The 9,252-nt window shown below is 50.5% G+C and carries 7 protein-coding genes; 5 read left to right on the forward strand and 2 right to left on the reverse strand.

Annotation, left to right across the window (positions count from 1 at the left end):
- Positions 1–87: 87 nt before the first annotated feature.
- Positions 88–1,011, reverse strand: a complete 924-nt coding sequence (locus ABD892_RS12940; protein ID WP_345196177.1) for an esterase/lipase family protein — start codon at positions 1,009–1,011, stop codon at positions 88–90.
- A gap of 451 nt (positions 1,012–1,462) precedes the next feature.
- Entirely contained in the window at positions 1,463–2,761 is a 1,299-nt protein-coding gene (locus ABD892_RS12945) for a hypothetical protein (RefSeq protein WP_345196178.1), read from the reverse strand.
- Between the two features lie 351 nt (positions 2,762–3,112).
- On the opposite strand from ABD892_RS12945, the gene ABD892_RS12950 reads away from it, so the two are divergent.
- From ABD892_RS12950 to ABD892_RS12970, 5 genes are all read left to right on the forward strand, one after another.
- Positions 3,113–4,723, forward strand: a complete 1,611-nt coding sequence (locus tag ABD892_RS12950; protein WP_345196179.1) for a hypothetical protein — start codon at positions 3,113–3,115, stop codon at positions 4,721–4,723.
- Between the two features lie 212 nt (positions 4,724–4,935).
- Positions 4,936–5,937, forward strand: coding sequence for a phenylalanine--tRNA ligase subunit alpha (gene pheS / locus ABD892_RS12955; protein ID WP_345196180.1), 1,002 nt, complete (start codon positions 4,936–4,938; stop codon positions 5,935–5,937).
- 93 nt (positions 5,938–6,030) lie between these two features.
- On the forward strand, positions 6,031–8,409 hold the full coding sequence (gene pheT / locus ABD892_RS12960; RefSeq protein WP_345196181.1) for a phenylalanine--tRNA ligase subunit beta: 2,379 nt from the start codon (positions 6,031–6,033) through the stop codon (positions 8,407–8,409).
- A 3-nt stretch (positions 8,410–8,412) separates the two neighbouring features.
- Complete coding sequence (ihfA, locus tag ABD892_RS12965) at positions 8,413–8,721, forward strand: integration host factor subunit alpha (protein ID WP_345196182.1); 309 nt, start codon at positions 8,413–8,415, stop codon at positions 8,719–8,721.
- Positions 8,696–9,070, forward strand: coding sequence for a MerR family transcriptional regulator (locus ABD892_RS12970; RefSeq protein ID WP_345196183.1), 375 nt, complete (start codon positions 8,696–8,698; stop codon positions 9,068–9,070). Before ihfA ends, ABD892_RS12970 begins: the two co-directional genes overlap by 26 nt.
- The last annotated feature ends 182 nt before the right edge of the window (positions 9,071–9,252 follow it).

Raw genomic sequence — 9,252 nt, forward strand, 5'->3', positions numbered from 1 at the left:
AATTCCGAGACTGGCAAATATTATCGAATACGCCTCATGCTGGCTGCCATGTGGTCTGCACAGGAGTTTTTGAGTACTTACAGTTCCTCATATCTTCTTTGCTTGCTGAAGTGATTGCTTTCGTTTTTCAACGATTTTCTTGATGACCTTACGATTGGAAAGCAAACCCATGTGTCCACATTCGGCAACATGTACATCGTTGGAGCCATCTAAATTGGCATCGGGCGAAAAGGCATTGTAGTCTTCCAGTAAATCATACCGGCCATGGAACTGTACAATCTCATTTTTCTTCTCTTTTGCTTTGGAGAAAGCATCGAAATGCATATTAATATTGTCTTCGGGAAGACCTAATAGGTAACAACAGTTGACGTAGATGTTTTCGGGTAGCTGGCTTAACGCTTCAATAATTGTCTCTACGCCTCTCGAATGCCCAACTAAATCAATGCAGAGGGGTTGTCCTTTGGGGGTTTTTTGAGCCACTTCTTTAATTTTGTCTAACAGTGCTTCGGGTCGATCTTCGAGGTTAGCTGGAAGGTTGAGTGTGTAAACATCACCACCACCATCTTTCATTAAGGCTTTACCAAGCTGAGTCCAGCAGCCTTGATTTGCCTTATCTCCGTGCACGAGAATCACCGGCCGAAACACCTCATCTTGCGATGAGGGTTCTCCTGTATTGATGCCATACATTGTGAAGTTTTTCTTTCGACCTGCTATGTGAGGAATCGTTCTCCTGAGTAATTGCGCTGGCTCGGAAAGAATGAACGCTAAAGATGGGCTTGCGTTATAAACTCTTTGTAGAAGTTTCATATATGAAAATTTTATGTTTGAAACTTTTCTGTCAAAGACTGAGCGGAGTTTCCAGTATCTTAGATGAATGCGCGTCAATCTTTCTAAGCCGGGAGTTGTTGTAACCTTCCATGGGCCATGAGACTGGCTTTCAGCTGAGTCAGGAGTCGGGGGATATTGTTCTTGGTTGGTATTAGAATATCCGTTATTAGATTTTATTTTCATGTTCTACCTGTTTTCATGGTTATCGAGTCCTTTTATTTGTATCAGTCTAAGATAAAAAAACGCCAATATAGTAAGGGGTCATAAATTTTGTAGAGTTTGTGGGTTGTTTATTTGGGGGCGATCACAGAAAGATGTAGTCTCGCCAAGCTCGAGCCGAGCGTAGGGGATAGTCAATGTCTACTGTAGAGATATTGAGATAGGGGGCGGGGAAAAGATTCTTGCTGGAGTGGGATTGTTCTGGGATTGTGCTAGATGATTTTTTTCTTGAGTGATGTTTATGTTGTGTACAGAATCAACCCTAAATAATTTCAGTAATCAGTGGGTTGCAAAGAGTAAGGCAGTATTATTGGGGGTACTCATGGCACAATAATTGATCAAATACCATGAGTGATGCATGTTGCTATATGTCTACTACTCAACCGTTAAATAGGCAAGCGTGCCTATTCGAAAATTAGAATAGGCAAAGGATGTTTTCGGCGTAATCAAGATACTGTCGCAGAAGATCCTCAGTAATGGTGATTTCCTGTTTCTCTGTGCTTTCTCCGATCATGGCTGCGAAATCTTCGGTGTTAGTGTATCCACCCTGGAACTTTTGTCCCACAAGATTACGCTCGTTGACCAGGTAGTTAAAAATGTAGTCGGCATCGATCTTGGCGATTTCATTCCCACCCATCAGAAGGACTTTCAATTCTTCATTCAAGGCATCTTCCATGGATGATTCTGAGCTGTAATCGGCAATGTTGTCGAGAGAAATTGACTCTTCTCCATCAAGTGGGTGAGCTGCAGTATATGCGATCATTGAGCCCATTCTGGCCTCGAAACAAACATCCGTCTTAGGCATAGCTTCTTCTACAAACGCTTGAACCGTACCCTCACGGATAGCCTTGTCCATGTTTTTTTCAAACATTTCTATATAGTCATTCAACGAGTTCGCTAACATTGTTGGGTTGTTAAGTTTTTCATGGAAGGTCAAGTCTGTTGCTTTATGGAAGAAATGGCAGGCATTATCTTTATTACGTAATTTTTCTTGTATTTGAGGCAGGTTTTGCTTCATTTTATTGATGCTTTGCATCGCTAATGAAAGATATTCGTAGTGTGTCATGCCTGTCTTTGCTAATTGGAGACGTCTACCGAGTGCTTTCCATAAAGGTCGAGGAACCCAGCGCTTTTCAAGTGATTTGCTAACCCATGTTTTTACCGTATCGATCGGTAAGCCAAGAAACTTCTTATGCAGTTCAAGTGAGGGTTTCTTACCTTGATAGTTGGGGGAACCGCCAAGGCTGTCCTTCAATGAGTCCAGGCTATCTTGATAGGTTTGATACTGGCCCGATAATGTGGCTTCTTCTCGTTTCGCCTCACTGACAGAGTCTGCTATGTCGGATAAACACTCGGTAATGGCTTCATCTGAGAGGTTGACGAAAAACTGAGACCGGCTATTAGATGGTGCTGACTCAAGTTGGCCTTGAAGTATCTTGTTTAATTCTTTCTTGAAAGCTTCACTCTGGGAAGTAACGTTACCCGTTTTTATGGGAGAGGAATTTTTTCTTTCTGCGGCATGGTTGGATGCACCTTGAGCGCCGGCTTTCATGTTGTTTGCAATGTTGCGCATGACGTTTGGGTTTGTTTTGACAGCTTTCCCTTTTAGTCGTTTTTTTCCTCTTTTTTCGACTCGGCCACTTTTTACATTTTCATTGTCGCTTTTGTCATCGATATGTGTACTTCTTGTGTTTCCACGGTTGTTGATTTTCATGATTGATTCCTTTTTTGAGCCATCTGGTTTTTAAATAAAAACCAGATGGCTCGGTATATTAGTCCTTTGTATAAAATATAACGTTTTTTTGAGGCTGCTTTGTTTTTGGGGTTGTTTTTTTGTGGTCTGTTTCGTAGTTGTGCATTTTTAAAGTTTATAGGTTTCTTTTATTTCAAAGCGTGCTATCGGTTTTTTATGGTTTTGCAGTGTTTCTGATGTTCTTGTCGTCCTTATTGCAAATGATTCTATTGGATGAATGTTTTATTTTTATCTGGTTCTTGTTGGGGTTGAATTATGAAACAGCCGTGTGTGCTGAAACAACAATGAAAATGCGTTTGCAAGGAGAGTGTTATGTCAGGATTGAATAAAACTGTGGCAGGGGCAGTGATTGCTTATCCCGGTGATCCTCAGGCAGCGGCCTCTGTTGAGGTTGCAGATGGAGAACAGAATGGGCGCCTGAATGGTCAGAAGGTGGTGGGTGTGCTTGGTGAACCCGCAGTTGCCAGTCATTCCCGGCCTGTATCAGAGCCGCAATCAGCCATGGCGTTTACGTCGCTGGGAAGCCGTATCATGACCTTGAAAAAGCAGCCGGGACTTGAAGAAAGTATCAAACATGCTGCCAGAAAAACCTATGTCAAATGTATTCGTCCAGAGCGTATTTCTCGAGAGGTAATTCCAGAGCCTTCCAGTAATGACAAGCGGGATCCAACTCTGGTGTTACAGTTCGGTAAAGTGCTGAATCAGTTGGCAGAAGAAAAGGGCTTGTCGGTGAATGCTGTTGTTGGTGAAGGGGGCGTTGAGGGTGATCGTAGCCAGAAAGCAGACGATGGGGCTGACGCCGTCATTGACAGCTTTGCGATGGAACCCTCGAAGAAGGCCGTTGTGAAGCAATACAGTCGCTTATGGATTCTCTTTCAGCACCTGAAGCGTAAAGTGCGAACCCTGGTTGTGCGTCATCAGGGGGATGTCAAAGCCAAGGACTTCAAGGCAATTCCCTCATCTCTGATGGCTTTGTTCGCACCGGGTACAGAGCTTCAGCGGTTGGCTGCTCAGTATAATCTGTTGCAACAGACGTTGGAGACGTCCAAGAGTGATTCGGCGGTAGAGGAATTCCAACGCTCTGAGCTGAAACGTGACCTGCTGCATCTGGTTGATAATATGCAGGCAGAGATCAAGAAATTCATAGACGATGTCACTTATCCGTTGAGCGATGCATGCGATGAGCTCAGTGCCAAAGAGCGTTACATGCTGGCGGAGAAGTTGAAAAGCAAATTTCATATTAAAGCCGCTGGGCTGGCAGAAGCTGGCCCGAATACCCCTGCATTGGCAGATCTATTGGAAGAAGGCACCTTGGTAGACGAGTCGAATGTTGAATCTGATTACATGGATATGACGGTAAGGACTCCGTTCATCAGTGGTGCGAGGTCCGGCCATTATGATGTGCCCAAATCCAATCAGCCTGTGCATTCTGGCAGTGATGAATCGGTATACGTTGAGATGATGTCGCCACACATTGCCGCTGTCGAAAATGATAGAGGTCACTATGATGTGCCGCGTTCAAACCATCCTGTGGAAGAACCGATTTATGAAGAGATTGTACCTCGTGATGCACAAGCCGATCGTAATGAGCCAATCTATGATGTCCCTCGTCCCATGCATGCCGTTGCAACTCAAAAGAATAAGCTTGCTGTAGAGGATGGAGTGGGAGTTGGTGGTCATGAGGAGTGGCCGGCCCCTCCGCCAGCCCTGACTAAGGCATATATTGAATCCGAGGAAGCCAAAGTTACTGGTGACGTGTTACCACCTCTGCCAGAGGTTGATGAGACGGCGTTTGCAGCCAATCAGCGGGAGGATTTTCCGCCACCGCCTTCGGTCGAGCAGGGTGCTGTGTCAGAGGCTCCACGCAAGGCTAAGCCCGGCTATCCGCCTATAGCGCCCAAGCCTCCCCGTAAGGACAGTTGAGTCAAAAGAAAAATGCTCATATGAAAAACGACACTTTTGATAACCCGCTTCGGCGGGTTTTTCTTTCTGTAAGAATGTTATGAATGCATGCATTCTTTGTAAGTGATTTAACGCAGCAGCATCCTGTCCTCCCGCTGTTCAAGTCCCGGCATTGCCGGTAAACTAGCCCGTTTTGCATCACCCGTGAATCAAGGTTCCGACGCTCAAATCCCATGGAAAATCTCGAAGTTCTGACCAACGCCGCACTGGAGGCCGTCGCCGTCGCCAGTGACGCTGCAAGCCTGGATCAGGTACGTGTGCAGTACCTGGGCAAAAAGGGTGAAATCAGCCTGCTGATGCAGAGTCTGCGTGACGTGCCGCCCGCCGAGAAACCGGCTGCCGGCGCCCGCATCAACGCTGCCAAACAACAGGTGCAGACCGCCATCAATGCCCGCCGTGAAGCGCTGGAAAACGCGGTGCTTGAAGCCCGCCTGGCCAGTGAAACCATCGATGTCACCCTGCCGGGCCGCGGCCAGGCTATCGGCGGCATCCATCCGGTGACCCGGACCATGGAGCGGATTACCGAATATTTCCGCACCATCGGCTTCGAGCAGGCGGACGGCCCTGAGATCGAAGATGATTACCACAACTTCGAAGCACTCAATATCCCGTCGCACCACCCGGCCCGTGCCATGCACGATACCTTCTACTTTAACCCCGGCACCGTGCTGCGTACCCATACCTCACCGGTTCAGGTGCGGGTGATGGAAAGCGGCAAGCCACCGTTTGCGGTCATCTGCCCGGGTAAGGTCTATCGCTGCGATTCCGACCAGACCCACAGCCCCATGTTCCACCAGGTGGAAGGCCTGTATGTGGGTGAAAAGGTCAGCTTTGCCGATCTGAAGAGCGTGCTGGTGGACTTCCTGCGTGTCTTCTTTGAGCGTGACGACCTGCAGGTTCGTTTCCGTCCGTCCTACTTCCCGTTCACTGAGCCGTCTGCCGAGGTGGATATCGAGTGGGGCCGCAATGAAGACGGTTCCATTAAGTGGCTGGAAGTGCTGGGCTGCGGCATGGTGCACCCGAAGGTGTTCGAATACGCCGGTATCGATGCCACCAAATACACCGGTTATGCCTTTGGTCTCGGTGTTGAACGCTTCGCCATGCTGCGCTACGGCGTGAAGGACCTGCGCCTGTTCTTCGAAAACGACATGCGCTTCCTGGAGCAGTTCCACTGATCACCTTTCCGGCAGGAAAGGGCGGGATTTGACAGTATTTGAGTGTGTCCTGGCGGCATCAAAGCACCGTCAGGCGATGAGGACGAACAAAGCATGAAATTCAGTGAACAGTGGTTGCGCCAGTGGGTGAACCCTGAGGCGAGTACCGAGGAACTGGCGGCCAAGATCACCATGGCCGGCCTGGAAGTGGATGGCATCGAAGCGGTTGCCGGTGAGTTTACCGGTATCGTGGTCGGTGAGATTGTCGCCTGCGAACAGCATCCGGATGCGGACAAGTTGCGTGTGACCCGTGTGTCTACCGGCAGTGAAGAGTTTCAGGTGGTCTGCGGTGCGCTCAACGCCCGTGTTGGCCTGAAAGCCCCGTTTGCCACCATCGGTGCGGTATTGCCCGGCAACTTCAAGATCAAGAAAGCCAAGCTCCGTGGCGTGGAATCCTTCGGCATGCTGTGCGCTGGCGAAGAGATGGGCATGGACATTCCGTCCGATGGCCTGATGGAGCTGCCTGCGGATGCACCGGTGGGTCAGGATATTCGCGAATACCTGAACCTGAATGATGCCATCATTGATGTCGACCTGACCCCGAACCGTGGTGACTGCCTGAGCATCGCCGGTCTCGCCCGTGAGGTCAGCGCCAACTACCTCGCGGATGTCTGCGAGCCGGAAGTCGCCGAATGCGCGCCACAGATTGATGACACCTTCCCTGTAAAACTGGAAGCACCGGCTGGCTGCCCCCGGTATGTGGGTCGTGTGATCCGTGATGTCAATGTTGCTGCGGAAACCCCGCTGTGGTTGAGTGAGCGCCTGCGCCGTGCCGGCATTCGTTCCATTGATCCGGTGGTGGATGTCACCAACTACGTGATGATTGAGCTGGGTCAGCCCATGCACGGCTTTGACCTGGACACCCTGTCCGGTTCCATCCGTGTACGTATGGCGGAAACCGATGAGCCGCTGACGTTGCTGGATGGCTCCGAAGTGAAGCTGACGGCTGAGACTCTGGTGATCGCTGACGAGAGCAAGGCGCTGGCGATTGCTGGTGTGATGGGTGGCGAGAATACCGGTGTGAGCACCGAGACTCGCAACATCTTCCTGGAAAGTGCTTTCTTCAATCCGATCACTATTGCCGGCAAAGCCCGTTCCTACGGCCTGCATACGGATTCTTCCCACCGTTTCGAGCGTGGTGTGGATTTCCAGCTGCAGCGCAAGGGCATTGAACGTGCCACACAGCTGATCCTTGAGATTTGCGGTGGTAAACCGGGCCCTGTCTCTGAAGTGGCCAGTGAAGCCGATCTGCCGTCCCTGAAGCAGGTGAATCTGCGCGCGGAAAAGGTGGAATCCCTACTGGGTGTGGCCATTGAGAATGATCACATCGAAGCCCTGCTGAGCCGTCTGGGTCTGACCCTGACTGCAATCGGTGAAGGCACCTGGACAGTCGCCGTCCCCAGCTGGCGTTTCGATATCAGCATCGAAGAAGACCTGGTCGAAGAGCTGGGCCGTATCTACGGCTACAACAACCTGCCGGAAACGACGCCGGTCGCACGTGTACAGCTGAAGCAGATCGACGAAGGCCGCAAGGGTATTGAAGTCATGCGTCGTGTGCTGGTGGCCCGTGGTTACCAGGAAGCGATCAACTTCAGCTTCATCGATCCTGCGCTGCACAAAGCGTTTGAACCGGATCTGGAGCCGGTGGCACTGTCCAACCCGATTTCCAGTGAAATGTCTGTTATGCGCACCAGCCTGTTGCCGGGTCTGGTGAAAACCGTTCAGTACAACCAGAACCGTCAGCAACAGCGTGTGCGATTGTTCGAATCTGGTCAGACCTTCGTCACTAAGAACGGTGAGCTGGCACAGGAACTCTGGCTGGCGGGTGTGATCACGGGTTCCCGAGAGCCGGAAGGCTGGACCGGTAACAATGCTGCGGTAGATTTCTACGACATTAAGGGTGACCTGGAAGCGTTGCTGGCGCTGGGCGGCGATGACCGTGCCTGGTCTTTCCGTACTGCACGTCGTGCATTCATGCATCCAGGCCAGTGTGCTGAAGTACTGCGTGGTGGCGAAGTGGTCGGTGTGGTAGGTGCCCTGCATCCGTCTTTGGTCAAGCTGATGGACCTGAACGGCCCTGCCTATCTGTTCGAAGTCAACGTGGCCGCTGTTGAGCAAGGTCGTGTGACTGAATATCTGACACTGTCCAAGTTCCCGGAAGTGCGTCGTGATATGGCGTTGATTGTTGACCAGTCCGTTGCGGCAGGCGACATCGAGCAGATTATCCGTGAACAGGCCGGTGAATGGCTGAAAACTGTGACGGTGTTCGATGTTTACACCGGTCAGGGGGTCCCGGAAGGGCAAAAAAGCCTGGCCCTGGGGTTGACCTTGCAACATCCTTCCCGCACATTTAAGGATGATGAGATTAACGCGTTATTTGCCAGTGTCGTCAGTGCACTGGAGAACGGGGTTAAGGCAACACTGAGGAAGTAAGGGATGGGGGCGCTGACCAAGGCGGAAATTGCCGATTATCTTCACGAAGAGCTCGGCTTCAACAAACGCGAGGCCAAGGACCTGGTGGAGCAGTTTTTTGAGGAAATCCGCCAGGCTCTGATTGAGAATGAACAGGTCAAACTGTCCGGTTTCGGCAACTTTGACCTGCGCGACAAAGGTGAGCGCCCCGGCCGCAACCCGAAAACGGGTGAAGAAATCCCCATCACTCCCCGGCGGGTGGTGACATTCAAACCCGGCCAGAAACTCAGGGCGAGAGTAGAGGCCTATGCAGGAAGCGATACCAGCAATTGAGGAAGGGGAAGGTTCTCTTCCTCCCATTCCCGGCAAGCGCTACTTCACCATCAGTGAGGTTAGCCAGCTTTGTGATGTGAAGAACCATGTGCTGCGTTACTGGGAGCAGGAGTTTCCCCAGCTCAAGCCGGTGAAGCGACGTAGCAACCGTCGTTATTACATGCGTCAGGATGTGCTGACCATCCGTCAGATCCGCAGTCTCCTTTATGAACAGGGGTATACCATCCCTGGCGCCCGTGCCCGGTTATCTGGCGAAGAGGAAGGTCAGGATGCCAGCCAGTTCCGGCAGCTGGTCAAACAGATGAAAGCCGAGCTGGATGATGTGCTGGATGTTCTGAAATCCCGTTAAGCTTGTTTTCCAGTTATGTCATTCGTTTTACTTTTAGTGTGTTACCGTTCGTTCTTTTTGAATTCTTCCACGTTTTTTCTGCTTTCCACCACAGCCTGTCGTTGAGTCTGTAGAAAAACGTCTGGAAGCACTGGCAGTCCCCGGCATAGCAGATATCCTTTAGAAATCTGCCCCAGAGTTCT

Origin of the sequence: Kistimonas scapharcae (genome assembly GCF_039540975.1) — a bacterium.
In the GTDB taxonomy this organism is placed as follows: domain Bacteria; phylum Pseudomonadota; class Gammaproteobacteria; order Pseudomonadales; family Endozoicomonadaceae; genus Kistimonas; species Kistimonas scapharcae.